The sequence below is a fragment of the Agromyces sp. SYSU T00194 genome (assembly GCF_040496035.1).
In the GTDB taxonomy this organism is placed as follows: Bacteria; Actinomycetota; Actinomycetes; order Actinomycetales; family Microbacteriaceae; genus Agromyces; species Agromyces chitinivorans.
Window position 1 is genome coordinate 699,243 of the sequence record NZ_JBEPJZ010000002.1, and the last position, 13,967, is coordinate 713,209.

The following is a 13,967-nucleotide window of genomic DNA, read 5'->3' on the forward strand; positions in this document are numbered from 1 at the left end:
CCGCGCACACCTCAGAACCCCGCCTGCAGCACCATCAGGCCCGGATAGACGGCGAACGCCACGGTCACGGGCAGGATGAGGAACACCAGCGGCACGAGCATGGCGATCTCCTTGCGGCCGGCCAGCTCGATGAGGGCGCGGGAAGCCTCACCGCGCACGTCGCCTGCAAGGGCGCGCAGGACCTCGACCGTGGGCGCGCCGCGTTCGATCGCGGCGACGATCTGCGCGATGCACCGGTCGAGGGCGGGGTCGCCCAGCGCGACGCCGAGGTCGCGAAGTGCACGGGCGAGCGGTACGCCGGTGTGCACGGATGCCACCACCCCCGCGAACTCCCCCGGCAGCACCCCCGCCCCCAGGCGGGAGACGCGCGTCAGGGCATCGAGCATCGACTCCCCCGCGGTGATGCTCAGCGTGAGGAACTCGAGCACCGTCGGCAGTTCGCTCGCCAGTCGCCGCATGCGTCGGCGCGCCCGCCACTGCAGCACCTGCTCCGGCCCGAGCGCGCCGGCCGCGGCGGCGACCAGCGGGAGCACGATGCGCGCGACGGGCGGCAGGGTCGCGAGTCCCGGAGCGAGCAGCACAGCGACCGTCGCCATCAGGGCGGCTCCGACGGCGGCGGTGACCTGATGCATCCGGAACCGCCGCACGGCGAGGTCGAGACCCGCGCGGCGGATGCGTCGAGCCACCTGGGCGTCGTCGCCGAGGACCGCGCCGACCGCTCGCGCGGCCGACTCCAGCCAAGGCCCCACGAGGTCGCCGAGCACGGGGAGCGGATCGCTGCGATCACGGTGGACGATGGCGTGCGCAGCCGGCGAGACGTCGAGCACGTAGGGCGCGACCCGGTGGATCGCGCGCGGCCGACGCCAGCTCGGCAGGACGGATAGCAGGGACCAGACGCCGAGCCCGAAGGCGGCACCCAGCGCGATCGCGGCCGTGGTCACGCGAACCACCGCCCGTCCTCGGGCAGACGGCCGAGACCCAGCATCAGTCGGTAGGCGACCACGCTGACCCCGAGCCCCACGACGATCAGCACGACGCCGGCGGGCGTGTTGTAGGCCGAGATGGCCTCGGGACGAGTCGACAGGATCAGCAGGAGCACCCACGGCGCGCACACGCCCAGCCGGGCGGCGTTGCGCACCCAGCCCTGCCGCGCCGCCACCTCGCCACGCAGCGCCGCGTCCTCACGGAGGTAGGCGGAGAGCGCCCGGAGAGTGGGCGTCAGCTCCGTGCCGCCGACCTCCCTGGCCATGCGCAGCGTCTCGATGATGCGATCGGCGGTCGGGTCGGCGAGCGCGGCCTTGAGCCGATCGAGCGATGCCGAGAAGTTGGCGGTCTCGCGCCAGTCGCGGCGGAAGGCCGCGAAGGCGGCCCGGAGCGGCGCCGGCCCCACCTCGTCGAGTGCGGCGACCGCATCGGGCAGCGCCATGCCCGCGCGCACCCCCGAGACGAGGTGGTCGACCAGGTCGGGCCAGGCCGCGCGGTGCGCGGCCCGCCGCGTCGCGAGGCGCTGTCGTACGACGAGCCAGGGCGCGGTGAGCGCGGCGAGGCCGATCGCGATCGTCAGCGCGACCACGCCCGAGAGCGCGTGCGCGATCGCACCGGCGATCACCGCGAGCACCAGTGAGACCACCGCGAACAGGCCCGGCGAGACCCCGTGCAGTCCCGCGGCGGCGAGCATCGCGCGGATGCCGGCGGTCCCGGGATCCGCCCGCGCTCCGCGTCGTCCCGTCGTCCGCGGCCAGAGCCACGGCGCGGCGCAGAGCATCAGCCCGATGCCGAGCGACGCCCCCAGGGCGGCCGCAGCCGCCGTCACGCGGCGTCCCGCAGCAGTGTCTCGACGTCGATGCCGGCCGTCGCGAACTTCCGGGTGCTCGGCACCGACGTCGACACGGCCCGCAGCACACCGTCGGTGCGGGAGAACACCGGATGGGTCCCGAGGCGCATCCCCGCGGCATCCGTCTCGCTCCCCGTCCGTCGCGGCACGGAGATCTCGTCGACCTGCCGCGCCCCTTCCGCGGTGAGCGACGTGTGCACGACGAGGTCGACGCTCGTCATGACGGTCGGCACGACGAACGCCGCGTCGATGTTGCGCCCCGCGAGCAGCGGCAGGGTGCAGAGCTTCAGGAGCGCGTCGGCCGCACTGTTCGCGTGGATCGTGCACATGCCCGGGATTCCGGAGTTACTATCAAGCGCATGACTAGCTCTCCTCCGCTGCGGGCGGCTGTGTACCTCCGAATCAGTGAAGACAAGAAGGCTGACGGGCTCGCGATCGAGCGCCAGCGCGGTGACTCTATGACCCTGCTTCAGCAACGTGGCTGGACGCTCACCCGCATATATTCGGACACCGTTTCTGCGTACCTCCGCGACGTGAAGCGTCCGGAGTATGAACAGATGCAAGAGGACTTCAAGGCGGGGCGATTCGACGCAATCGCGGTCTATGACCTCGACCGCCTGACGCGGCAACCCCGCGAGCTAGAGGACTGGATCGACCTCGCGGAGCACAAGGGCCTGACACTCGTTACAGCGACAGGCGAAGCCGACCTGACGACGGACGCGGGGCGACTCTTCGCGCGACTCAAGGCCGCAGTTTCACGCGGGGAGATTGAGCGCAAGAGCGCACGGCAGAAGCGCAAGAACAAGGAACTACTGGACGCAGGGAAGCCGATTCTCGGCAATCGCCCATTCGGCTTCAAGCTAGACCGGCTTACGTTTCACGAGCCTGAGGCGCAGATGATCCGCGATGCCGTCGCCGACGTGATCAACGGCACATCTATCGGAGAGATTGTCCGGCGATGGAACGACTCCGGCGTGCCTCCGACCTCGAAGGCGAAGGACGACAAGCCAGCACGCTGGACGCATCCAGGCGTGAGGCAAATTCTCCGACGAGAGCGCAACGCCGGGATCATGACGCACCTGAGCGCTGAGGACCGGCGCAAGAACAAGGACCGGAAGGAGGAAGGCCTTCCTCCGATTGAGCCCAAGGTCATCAACACTGACGGACCGCAGATCATCACGCCGGAGCAGCTTGAGTTGCTTTCCGCGCTGATCGACTCGCGGACAACCTCACGCGGCGCGAAGCCGCAGAGGCACTTTCTGAGTGGCGCGATGCTGTGCGCGTGCGGAGGCACAATGCGCATCTACCACTCGTCTAGGAACTCTCGGCACGCTGGGCAAACCTTCTACACATGCGGCGAGCGCGCGAAGGGTGACGGCAAGACGCATACAGCGATCAAGACAAACCTTGCCGAGAGAAAGGCCGTGATGGCGCTCTACGGTTTCATTTCGGGGGGATGGATCGACCCTCCCACCGCCCCCGGAACTAGTGACCTGCCAACGCTCCGGGCAGCTATCGCAGACAACACAGCGGAGCGCTCGCGGCTCTCTGGGCTACTCGCAACGCGCGGAGTCGATCCCGTGCCAATCCAGGCGCAACTGTCCGCACTTGCGGATGCAGCCGACAAGCTCGACCGAGAGCTAAAGGACGCGCTAGCGCGTGGGCTCGAAGCCGACTGGGTTCGGCTGCTTCGGGAAGAGTGGGGCGACTCCACCGAGAGCTTCGAGAAGTTCGAACAGTGGTGGGAGTCGCACAGCATCGAACGGCGTAGGGATTTCGTCAGGCAATCGCTGCGCATTCAGGTGATGCCCGGGCGGGGAGTCTCCCGCGTGAAGGTTGATCCGCGCTGAGTCGTGCCTTAGTGCATCACTGCTCGCAAATTGTCAAGTGTGCACAAAGTAAACGCCTAGTCTAGGTATATACCCTACAATTCAGTGGTACACTGGAACCAGACACAACGACAGGCACCACCCGATTTTCCACAAACCGGGGGGTGATCTTCGGTGTGGTGCTCGGGGATCACTCCCCACTCTTAGGAGCACCACAAATGCAAGTCACACTGAACACAGCGGCGGCGGTCTCACAGGCACCGCCAACGCCCGAAATCGGATACTCCGACGCCCTCCGTATCTATACCGAAGCGGGCTCGGCGGAAGTCCTTCGGCCCATCCCTGTCGCAGACACGCCCCCGCGCGGTTACCGGAGTTGGACCCCCGAAGCGGCCGAGCGCTGGGCCAAGTCCGAACACTGGGAGTTCGCCCGCACGGCATCTAGCCCAGCGCCGGGGTACGTCTTCCTAGATGACGATGACGCGCCCGCCTGCGCCGCTCTGGAAGCCCAGCTTGGCGCACGTCCGGGAACGCTCTACACAACGTCACGCGGAGTGCTCAGCGCCGCTCAGGGGCGCGCCAAGCGCCTCTATCGCGTGCCTGCGGATGTTTCCCTAGCTGACCGCTACAGCGGCGGGGAGGTAGTCGATCACTTCCACCGCTTCGCCTTCGTCGGCCCGACGCGCAACCACCGCACGCTAGACACAGAGGTTTGGTACCTCCCGGACGGCACAGCGCTCGAAGGTCCGCCAACCGCTCAGGACATTGCCGAGCACGTTGCTGAGCTGCCTTCCGCGTGGCTCACGCACTTGCAGCGCCCCGCCCGCGAGACCGGGGAGATTCCCGCTTGGGAAGGACCGCAGAGCTTCGATGCCGGAGAGGTTGCGCCGTGGCTTCAGGAGCTATCCGAGCAGTGGAGCGGAGTAGAGCGTTACCCGAACGCTCAGAGCGCCCTGTGGAGCTTGGCGTGGATCGCGGTCCTCTTGCCCGAGACACCGGGGATCGACACCCTGCGGCATGAGATTTCGGACGCGTACGTCAACCGCCCCGACACCAATACCCCTCCGTCAGAGCGTCAGGCGCGAATGGATCGACTCTGGGAGGGCGCACTACCGAAGCAAGCGGAAGCGCTCAGGACGCTAGAAACCGAGTTCGGACGCTCTGCGGTCAGGTGGGCAACATCGACCCTCTCCGCACGCGCCCCCGAGCCAAGCGAGCGCGAGCGCCTAGAGAGCCTCACGCCCGAGCAGGCCGAAGCAGAGTTCGGCTGGGATTGGGAGAATCTCCGGGCTCAAGCACTCACGCGCGCAGAGGCGAGCGAGACACAGGCGGCGATCCCCGAGACGTGGAAGCCGCTTGACCTAGCCGAGTTCCTAGCTGAGGACTACGCGCCCCCTGCGCCGTCCGTCTTCCGGCGCACCGATGGCATGGGCCTCTTCTACCCCGGCGTAGTGAATGAGGTTCACGCACCGGGCGGCGAGGGCAAGACGCTCTTCGCGCTGGCCGTTGCCGCCGAGCAGCTTGCAGATGGTCACACTGTCGCGCACATCGACTACGAGGAGCACCCCGGGCGAATCGTCTCCCGGCTTGTTGGGCTCGGCGTAGACCGCGCCGTGATCGCGGAACGCTTCCACTACATCCGCCCCGAAGAGCGCCCGACTCCGGCAGTGCTCGAAGCGTACGCACGCCGGGGCTACTCGCTCGTGATCATCGACACCGTTGGAGAGTCAATCAACAACGTTACGGGCGGCGACTCCAACAGCACCGACGACGTAACGCGCTGGCACAGCTTCGCCCGCTCGTTCGCTCAGGCAGGTGCCTGCGTGCTCGTTGTAGATCACGTGCCGAAGGATGCGGCCAATCCGCTCTTCCCGATTGGCTCACAGGCCAAGTACGCGGGCTATAAGGGCGCGATCTACCTGCTTGAGACTCCGCGCGGCGGGGGCCTCAAGAAGGGCGGCACCGGGTTCCTGAGCATGAAGCTAGCGAAGGACAACGGCGGTGGGCTCGGGCTGCGCAAGGGAGAGCTAGCGGCGGAGTTCCACCTAGACAGCACCGCGAGCCCGTCGCTTTGGGAGCTTCGTCACCCGAGCGCGAGCGCGCAAGTTGCGCGTGCGGCGAGCACTGCGCTGACCCTCCAGGGGGAGATTCTCTCCGTGGTCACAGCAGCGGAAGGGCCGATCAATCACAAGGCCGCTCGGGAGGCGCTTGGCCTCAGCGGCAACAACTGGGGCAAGTACCGGGAGGCGCTCAAGAGCCTGATTGACGATGGCCGGCTAGTAGAGACCCAAGGCCAGAAGGGTTCCAAGATTCTGAGCCTTCCGACAACCTCCCCTGTGAGCTTCCCTGCTTCCCGGTCCCTAGGCCCCGGGGAAGCTGGGGAAGCACCCTCACTAGGTTCCCCAGCTTCCCCGAGCTTCCCCGAGCTTCCCCGTTTCGGGTATGGGGAAGCAGGAAACCCCCTCCGATCCCAGCAATGGCGCGGAAGTTCCCCCTCCCGCCGAGACCCCTCCGGCTCAGGTTCCCCATTCCGAGACGGGGAAGCAGCCCTTCAAGGTTCCGGAGGTTCCCCCGGGCCTGAGGGAGACCCTCGGAGGCAACTAGAGAAAGAGAGCACATGAGAGAAACCCCGACCCCCGTCTACGTCGCAGCACTTGCGGAGCGCATTCGCATCTGGGACGCAGACGGACTCCGGCGCAGCGGTTCAGAGGGCTGGGAGCACCGAGTCAACTACCGCAAGCGCAAGCACATCCCAGCAGCCCTCCGGAGGCTCGAAGCCGAAGGCTGGGCACCAATCACAGCAACATGAAAGGCAAGCAAGTGAAGCAAATCCACACAATTAGCCAGGACGGGCGCTCATTCGGCGCGCAGGAACCGCCTAAGCCACCGCGTGATCCGTACTACGTTCCGGAAGCACTCCGAGCGGATTACGAAGCGGCAAATGTCGATCCAATTGATTACTTCGGCATTGCACTCCGAGAAGTCTCGGCAGAGCACGCGAAGGGACAGATCATCGATCAAGACGTGCGCGAGAGGACGCAGCGCGAACACCTCCCGGAGGTCATGAAGCGAGCGGAGCACTACGCCCGCCTGATGACAGCCAGCGCGAAGGCCCGAGCGGCAGCAGACCAAGCCGAGCGACTCGCCCGGCGCGAGCAGACGGACCGATGCCCGGTCTGTTCGGAGATGAACCCGCCCGTGGAACGGCACTACGCCACCCACCTGCCCCGCGAGGGTTGGCGCGCGTGCGAGTCCTGCGCTGCGGTGGCTGAGTCCCTATGGGCGGAGCAGCAGCGGAGCGAGACCCGAGAGGAACGCGTACGCGCAGCCCTGAACCTGTAAGAGGCGCGCTCAGTTGAGGCCCCCGCTAGCTCACGCTTGCCGGGGGCCTCAGCGTTACGGTGCCTGCCTGCGGTCCTTCAACAAGGATCAACACGAATCAACAAGCATCAACAGCCAGCCACTCGAATATTTCAGGCCTGATCAGCATAAATGCCAATTGGGAGCGGGGTTCCCAAAAGGCCACCAGGAAAGACCCCCGCCCCTCGCTCGGGACCCGAGACTAGCCCCGAGTCCTTTTGAGGTTGACCCGAGAACCCCCATTCTCGGCAGTAGAGGGTTTGTGTCCGGCTGGGAGATTGGCAAGGGGCACCAGCAACGAAGAGGGCGCGCCCTCCCCGAAGGAAGAACGCGCCCCCTGTGCGCTGACTGCTAGATCAGCGGACCCTGAACGTCGTGCCGCAGTAGGCGCACCGGGCGAGCCCCGGACGCGTGACGCGGTACGGCCCCAACTTCCGGCGGCACCGGGCGTTGGGACAGGTGTACATGTATCCGGCCATAGAAGGCCCTCATTCCTTGATCACACGAAGACCAAGGTGCCGACGCACTGGCGCGGAATTGCGTCAGCTACGTCACTCAGGACTAGAATCGCTAACGTCTAACCGGCCAAAGTTTGACGCTCGCGACCCCGTTGTCCCTCGGCACCGCCCGAGGGACTCGGGGTTGTCGTGCTTCGATGCTGAAATTCTACGGCACGTGTTCGCCCCGCCGAACGACCACAAGATGAGGTAGTTACACCGGTGTAGTTATCCACAGGGCTTTCCACCGGCGCTCCACAGCCTGCACGGCGTGTTCGGGTGCATATAGGCCAATTTGGCCGGTTATCCACAGGTGTGCACCTACAAATTTTTTTTGTTGTGGGGAATCCTTCGGCGTGTCGCGGGATCAAAGGGCTATCATCCGCGCGATCGATTCGAGTGCTTTGAGGCGTAATACGCAGGCGCTGGGATCAGCCTTCCCGCCCTTCGTAGCTGCAACACGGAAAAGTCTTGGTCACCTTCGAACGCAGCTTCGAAGAATCATGCAGAAATCCCGCTGAAGTCGGCGCTCAAGCTCACTCCAGGCGTCTTGTCTACCGTCATGCGGCAGTTTGTAATTCCGGTATGCCGGAGTTCAACGCGATCAGCAGGTCGAGGCTCTCGGCTTCGCGAACCTCGCCGACGACGAGCCGGTCGGGTCGCATGCGCAGCGACTCCTTGACGAGGCGGCGCAGCGTGATCTCACCGAGCCCTTCGACGTTCGCCTGCCTGCACTGCAGTGCGACGACGTCACGGGCCGCGACGTCGAGCTCGAACGTCTCCTCCACCGTGACGATGCGCTCCGAGGGGCGCACGCAGCCGAGCAGCGCACCCAGCATCGTGGTCTTGCCGCTGTGCGTCGGCCCGGAGACCAGGATGTTGAGGCCCGCGCGCACGCTCGCCTCGAGGAAGTCCGCCGCCCGCTCGTTCAGTGTCCCGGCAGCGACGAGGTCGTGCAGGTCGCGGATGCGCCGGCGGAACTTCCGGATGTTCACGGCCCAGTGACGCCGGGTCACGTCGGGGATCGCGACGTGCAGCCGCGAGCCGTCGGGCAGCGATGCGTCGACGAAGGGCGAACTGAGGTCGACCCTGCGGCCGCTGGCGCGGAGCATCCGCTCGACCAGGTCTCGCACCTCCTGGTCGGTGAGCACCAGCGACGTGAGTTCGCTGACGCCGTCGCGCGCGACGAACACGCGGGTGGGCGCGTTGATCCAGATCTCCTCGACCGTGTCGTCGTCGAGCAGCGGCTGGATCGGCCCGAGCCCCGTCAGCGCCGCGACGACCTCGCGGGTGGCGTCGTGCTCGTCGACGTCGGCGAGGTGCCCGCGCACCAGCAGGTCCTCGCTGCGGCGGCGGATCTCATCGCGCGCGTACCGCTCCGCGAGCGCGGAATCCTGCGCCAGGTCGACGCCCTCGCGCAGCACGCGCGCCCGCACCTGCTCCGTGATCGTGCGGACCGCGTCGGACATGCGCAACAGTGTGGACGAGATGGTCCGGACGCGCCGGGGTTGTCCACATGAGCGGATGCACCGGGCTGCACGCCCCCAGTGCGGGTCGCCCGGCCGATGCTCGCCGCGCTACAACCTGCCGAGGATCTCGGCCTTCTTCGCCTCGAACTCCTCGGGCGTGATGATCTCCTGGTCGCGCAGGTCGGCGAGCTCGCGCAGCAGCGTCGTGGACGCGACGGGCTTCGGCCCATCGGCCGCGGGAACCGCGAGCCCGCTGGCGTGGGCGACCGGGCCCGGCGTGGGCCGGCTCGACGCGCGCACCGCCCAGAGGACGAGCGCGACCAGCCCGCCGAGTACCAGCAGGATCACGATGACGATCACGACGAAGGCGAGGACGTTCCATCCCATGAGGCTGTTGCCGTACATGGCCTCAGGCTAGCGTCGGCCGCGATCGGCGCACCGGTCGGAAGTCCCGCGCGCCGCCTAGACTGGCCACGCACTCGCGGGAGTGGTGAAACCGGTAGACACGCAGGATTTAGGTTCCTGTGCCTTCGGGCGTGTGGGTTCGAGTCCCACCTTCCGCACGAGCCGCGGCTCCGCGCCTTGCGACTGAGGGCCATTTCTTCATCCGAGTGCACACACTCAGCACTCAAGCGAAGAATCGGCCCTCAAACGGGGAACCGGCGCCGCGGTCAGCGCTGCCGGGCCGGGTCGAGCTTCGGCGACATCGACGCGTCGCCCGAGCGCAGCATCGCCGCGACCGGTCGCGACGACAGCGCGAGCATGCGGGCCAGCCCACGCCGGCCCGACCGGCGGGCGATCGACGGCGCGACCCGCGCCGGGATCTGCGCGAGCGCCGGCAGCGGGCGCACGAACGCCGTCACCTCGCTGATGCGCCCGTCGGGCGCGAACCTCAGCAGCTTCGCATCCTGCCCCTCGACCCCCGCGAGCGTGAACGCGAAGACGACCAGGCGGGTGTCGCCGCTGCCGCTGCGGGCGATGCAGCGCACCTCGCCGAACTCCGCGAGCGTCGCCGACTCCATCTCGGCGATGTCGTCGCGCCCGACGTACTCGAACGCCGTGGTCGTCGCAGAACGGAACACCGCGTCGTCGGCCAGGCACTCCCCCGCGGCCGTGCCGTCGCGCGCTTCGGCGGCCGCGATGTACCGGTCGAGGGTGGCGTCGGCGGCGACGTCGTCGAACGCGGTCGTCTCGTCGGTCATGCTCACTCCCTGGGCGTCGTGGCAATGCGCTCGCGCGTGAACTCGCGCAGCGCCGGCACCTTCGGCGCGTGCACCCAGAGCCGGCCGCCGCCGTCGGGCAGCTCGGTGCCCGAGACGAGGTAGGCATCGGCCCCGAGGGCGTCGAGCAGCGGCAGGAGCCCGCGCGACTTCGACTCGGTGAGGTGGCCGATGCGGCGCCGGCGCCCGTAGACGCCGACCAGGTGCGGGTGGTGCGCCGGGTCGCGCTCGCGCACGAGCAGGTATGAGTCGGCGATGTGGGCGTCGACCTCGTCGTGGGGCACGTGCCGCTCGATCCCCGTGATGCGCAGGCGCGCAGCGGGCAGGTCGCGCAGGTCGACCACGTGCTCGGGCTCGGGCAGCAGTCGCACCGTGAGCGGCGGCAGGCCGCGCTCGGCGGCGTACTGGCGGGCGCGATCGCGGGCCTCGCGCTCGGCGTCGAGGTCGGCGACCCAGGTGAGGAAGATCTCCGAGGTGATGGGCACCTCGGCGTGGATCGGAGCAGCCCCGGGTTCCGGCGGTTCCGCCCTGGCGCTCGCGTCGGGCTCGGTCTGCTGGGGGCGCGGCTTCGACCGCCCGAAGAGTCGCTCCACGAGGCTCATGCCCGAAACCTACCGGGCGTTCGGGGTCTGCGGCGGCAACACCACGCCGCTGTGGATCACACGCGCGGCGGCCCGGCGGCGATGCGCTCGCGCGCGGCATCCGCCACCCGCTCCTCAGGGACCGACCAGTCGGCCTCCATCCACCACGTGGCGCCCGCGTCTATCCACGGGCGCACGGCTGCGGCATCCGCCAGCCCGTCGGTGCCGGTCGTGCGGCCCTCCTGCACCACGTCGAACGGCCGGTCGGCGAGGCCGAGGCGCTCGCGCTCGGCGCGGATCCACGAGATCGCCTCGGCGGCGACCTCCGGCGTGTATGCGGCGGCCTGCTGCTCGGCGTCGACGACGGATGCCCCGGGCGGGGCGTAGTTCGGGATCCACCCGTCGTACCGGGCGACCCGCCGCATCGACCGCATGCGCGGCCAGACGCCGACGACCCAGGTCGGGATGCGCGGGCGCTGCACGGTCGGGGCCGGCAGCATCGTCTCGGTGCGCGCAGCGCGATAGTGGGTGCCCGCGTAGGCGAACGGCTCGCCGCGCCAGAGGTGCTCGAGCATCTCGAGCCCCTCGTCGAGGTGCTCGGCGCGGATGCGGCGGCCGGGGTCGTCCTCGAACAGCCAGAACCGCTGCTCGACCTCGGCCGGCACCCCGAGCCCGACCGACAGCACGGTGCGCCCGCCCGAGAGGGCGTCGACCGTGGCGGTCTGGCTCGCGAGCTCCCACGGGCGGCGGCGCGGCAGCGGGGTCAGTATGGTGCCGAGGCGGATGCGCTCGGTGCGCATCGCCGCGGCGGCGAGTACCGACCACGGGTCGGTCGCCCAGATGCCCTCCCACACGAACATGCCGTCCCACCCGTGCTGCTCGATGAGCGGGGCGAGCTCGACGGCGAGGTTCGGGTCGGACCCGGTGACGACGAAGCCGTAGCGCATGCGGGGACGCTACCCCGCACCGCCCACATCTGCCGAGTGTTCTCGGCCGTCCTCCTGGCGACCCGGTCACCGCTGAGTCTCGCCGAAGGCGCACGTTTCTCAGGAACAGGGCGGGCGCGGGCGCCCCACGACCGCACGATCGTCGGCGGGAGAATCCGTGACCGCATGATCCACCGATTCGGAACGGATGCCCCGCACATCCTTCACCGCGCCGCGACCGAGCTCCTGAAAAGCGAGCACACACGCCGGGCCGGGGGTATTGCCGAACACAGCCGAACCCGCATAGGTTTGGTTAGGCTAACCTCACCTGACGATCGGCTTCCCATGACGAGCGACACCGCCCTCCTCGACGCGACCGACGCGGCGCCGCTCGACGTCGCCGCCCTGATCCGCAGCGCATCGGCCGACGATCACCGGGCGGCGGAGTCGCGCGGGTTCGTGACGCGCCTCATGGCCGGCGAGCTCTCCCTCGGCGGGTACGCCCGCTACCTCGCCCAGCTCGCCTGGGTCTACGAGGCGCTCGAGTCGTGGGAGCCGCGTGCGGGCGACCCTGCGATCTTCGACCCAGCACTCGCACGGATGCCCGCGATCGAGTCCGACCTCGTCGCGCTGGGCGTCACCGACCGGCGCGCGACCCACAAGGCTCTGCCCGCGACCGCCGGCTATGCGGCCCACCTGCGCGGCATCGTCGCCCGGCATGACGTGGTGGAGTACCTCGCGCACCACTACACGCGGTACCTCGGCGACCTGTCGGGCGGGCAGGCGATCGCCGCGCTCATCGCTCGGCACTACGGCGCGACGCCCGAACAGCTCGGCTTCGCACGGTTCGAGGGAATCGAAGCACCCGTGCCGTTCAAGCGCCGCTACCGCGAGGGCATCAACGCGCTACGGCTGCCCGGGACATCCGTCGACCGCCTCATCGCCGAGGTGCGCCAGTCGTTCGCGCTGAACAGCGCGGTCTTCGACGCGCTCGGGGCCTGACGGCGCCGCCGGCACCCGTGGACGGGCGGCCGGGGCCTGCGCACGTCCGCCCGCCGACGAAGGCACGTCGTTTTCAGGAACCGGGCCGAGGCGCCCGGCCTGCACCCGAACGATGCGCGGCCGAGGCATCCGACCCCGCATGACCTGCGGGAGTGGTCGGATGCACCGCACATCCTGCGGCACCTGCCGGCGCCGTTCCTGAAAAGCGGCACCACCCCCGGCCGGCACGCGGCACGCGGCGCGCCACCGAGCCACCCGCCCCCGTTCCGGGGGTTCGCCCCCGGTTCCGTGCGCACCCCTCGCGGATAGACTGAAGCTCACGTTTCCCGCCGACGCAGCCGCCGCGCGAGGCCTGCCGACGTCTGGAGTCCACCGAGATGAGCCCGACCGCGCTCCTGCCGTTCCTCGACCCGGAGACGATCATCGCCGCCGCCGGGCCATGGGCGCTGCTCGTCGTGTGCGTCATCGTCTTCGCCGAGACCGGCCTGCTGGTCGGCTTCCTGCTGCCGGGCGACACGCTGCTCATCATCGCCGGGCTGCTGACCCACACCTCGCTCGTCTTCGGGCTCGACATCTGGTGGGTGTGCCTCGCGATCGGGTTCGCCGCGTTCGTCGGCGGCGAGGTCGGCTACCTGATCGGCCACAAGTTCGGACCGAGCGTCTTCGAACGCAAGGAGTCGGGCATCTTCAGCGTCAAGAACGTCGAGCGCACGAACGCGTTCTTCGCGCGCTTCGGCGCGATGGCGGTGATCCTCGCCCGGTTCGTGCCGATCGTGCGCACGTTCACGCCGGTCGCCGCGGGCGTCGGCCACATGGACTACCGCAAGTACTCGCTCTACAACCTCATCGGCGCGCTGCTCTGGGGCGTCGGGCTCACCTACTTCGGGTACGTCATCGCGTACATCCCGTGGATCCGCGACTTCGTGCGCGAGTACATCGACCTCATCCTGCTCGTCGCGGTCGGCCTCACCGCGGCCGTCACGCTGTTCCACTACTGGCAGTCGAGCCGGCGGGCCCACCGCGCCGAGGCCGCCGGGGAGGACGTCGTCACCGACGAGTTCGAGGCGCGCGAGCTCGTGCTCGACCAGGAGACGCTCGAGCACGGCCACCACGAGCACGGGCACGGGCACGGGCACCACGAGCACCCGCGCGACGACGACCGCGACTGACGCGCCGGCACGTCGAAACGCCGGCACGTCGAAACTCAGTGCGGCACGTCGAGTTCGGCCTGCCGGCGCGAGTTCGACGT

Annotated in this window: 12 protein-coding genes, 1 tRNA gene and 1 pseudogene; 6 read left to right on the top strand and 8 right to left on the bottom strand. The window is 68.7% G+C overall.

Going from position 1 to position 13,967, the window contains the following annotated elements; all coding sequences use genetic code 11:
• Positions 1-11: 11 nt before the first annotated feature.
• The 3 genes from ABZK10_RS16065 to ABZK10_RS16075 are packed head-to-tail and all read right to left on the bottom strand — an operon-like array spanning position 12 to position 2,163.
• On the bottom strand, positions 12-950 hold the full coding sequence (locus ABZK10_RS16065) for a type II secretion system F family protein (RefSeq protein ID WP_353810292.1): 939 nt from the start codon (positions 948-950) through the stop codon (positions 12-14).
• On the bottom strand, positions 938-1,813 hold the full coding sequence (locus ABZK10_RS16070; protein ID WP_353810293.1) for a type II secretion system F family protein: 876 nt from the start codon (positions 1,811-1,813) through the stop codon (positions 938-940). Before ABZK10_RS16070 ends, ABZK10_RS16065 begins: the two co-directional genes overlap by 13 nt.
• Complete coding sequence (locus ABZK10_RS16075) at positions 1,810-2,163, bottom strand: hypothetical protein (RefSeq protein WP_353810294.1); 354 nt, start codon at positions 2,161-2,163, stop codon at positions 1,810-1,812. The genes ABZK10_RS16070 and ABZK10_RS16075 overlap by 4 nt, the downstream gene beginning before the upstream one ends.
• Before the next feature lie 30 nt (positions 2,164-2,193).
• On the opposite strand from ABZK10_RS16075, the gene ABZK10_RS16080 reads away from it, so the two are divergent.
• The 3 genes from ABZK10_RS16080 to ABZK10_RS16090 all read left to right on the top strand — a co-directional run bounded on the left by ABZK10_RS16080 (position 2,194) and on the right by ABZK10_RS16090 (position 7,005).
• Positions 2,194-3,684 carry a recombinase family protein gene (locus tag ABZK10_RS16080; protein ID WP_353810295.1) on the top strand — a complete coding sequence of 497 codons (1,491 nt, stop codon included), beginning with the start codon at positions 2,194-2,196 and terminating at the stop codon, positions 3,682-3,684.
• Positions 3,685-3,881: 197 nt separating this feature from the next.
• A complete protein-coding gene (locus tag ABZK10_RS16085; RefSeq protein ID WP_353810296.1) occupies positions 3,882-6,284 on the top strand; it encodes an AAA family ATPase in 2,403 nt (800 codons plus the stop codon).
• A gap of 184 nt (positions 6,285-6,468) precedes the next feature.
• Entirely contained in the window at positions 6,469-7,005 is a 537-nt protein-coding gene (locus tag ABZK10_RS16090; RefSeq protein ID WP_353810297.1) for a hypothetical protein, read from the top strand.
• Positions 7,006-8,101: 1,096 nt separating this feature from the next.
• On the opposite strand, the pseudogene ABZK10_RS16095 reads toward ABZK10_RS16090, so the two are convergent.
• Together ABZK10_RS16095 and ABZK10_RS16100 are read right to left on the bottom strand one after the other, a co-directional pair.
• Positions 8,102-8,989 (bottom strand): annotated as a pseudogene (locus tag ABZK10_RS16095) (TadA family conjugal transfer-associated ATPase); the annotation flags it as partial.
• Between the two features lie 108 nt (positions 8,990-9,097).
• Positions 9,098-9,394, bottom strand: coding sequence for an SHOCT domain-containing protein (locus tag ABZK10_RS16100; RefSeq protein ID WP_353810298.1), 297 nt, complete (start codon positions 9,392-9,394; stop codon positions 9,098-9,100).
• 76 nt (positions 9,395-9,470) lie between these two features.
• On the opposite strand from ABZK10_RS16100, the gene ABZK10_RS16105 reads away from it, so the two are divergent.
• Positions 9,471-9,552: transfer RNA gene (locus ABZK10_RS16105), tRNA-Leu, on the top strand.
• 108 nt (positions 9,553-9,660) lie between these two features.
• On the opposite strand, the gene ABZK10_RS16110 is transcribed toward ABZK10_RS16105, so the two are convergent.
• Genes ABZK10_RS16110 through ABZK10_RS16120 form a run of 3 tightly spaced genes read right to left on the bottom strand, consistent with a single transcriptional unit; the run spans position 9,661 to position 11,737 of the window.
• Entirely contained in the window at positions 9,661-10,191 is a 531-nt protein-coding gene (locus ABZK10_RS16110) for a nuclear transport factor 2 family protein (RefSeq protein ID WP_353810299.1), read from the bottom strand.
• Positions 10,192-10,193: 2 nt separating this feature from the next.
• The gene (locus tag ABZK10_RS16115; RefSeq protein ID WP_353810300.1) at positions 10,194-10,811 is read right to left on the bottom strand and encodes a hypothetical protein; all 618 of its coding nucleotides are present in this window, start codon (positions 10,809-10,811) and stop codon (positions 10,194-10,196) included.
• A gap of 56 nt (positions 10,812-10,867) precedes the next feature.
• Positions 10,868-11,737 (bottom strand): LLM class flavin-dependent oxidoreductase, encoded by an 870-nt coding sequence (locus tag ABZK10_RS16120; protein ID WP_353810301.1) that lies wholly within the window; start codon positions 11,735-11,737, stop codon positions 10,868-10,870.
• Positions 11,738-12,061: 324 nt separating this feature from the next.
• On the opposite strand from ABZK10_RS16120, the gene ABZK10_RS16125 reads away from it, so the two are divergent.
• Complete coding sequence (locus ABZK10_RS16125; RefSeq protein WP_353810302.1) at positions 12,062-12,718, top strand: biliverdin-producing heme oxygenase; 657 nt, start codon at positions 12,062-12,064, stop codon at positions 12,716-12,718.
• Positions 12,719-13,095: 377 nt separating this feature from the next.
• On the top strand, positions 13,096-13,887 hold the full coding sequence (locus ABZK10_RS16130) for a DedA family protein (RefSeq protein WP_353810303.1): 792 nt from the start codon (positions 13,096-13,098) through the stop codon (positions 13,885-13,887).
• Positions 13,888-13,967: the final 80 nt, after the last annotated feature.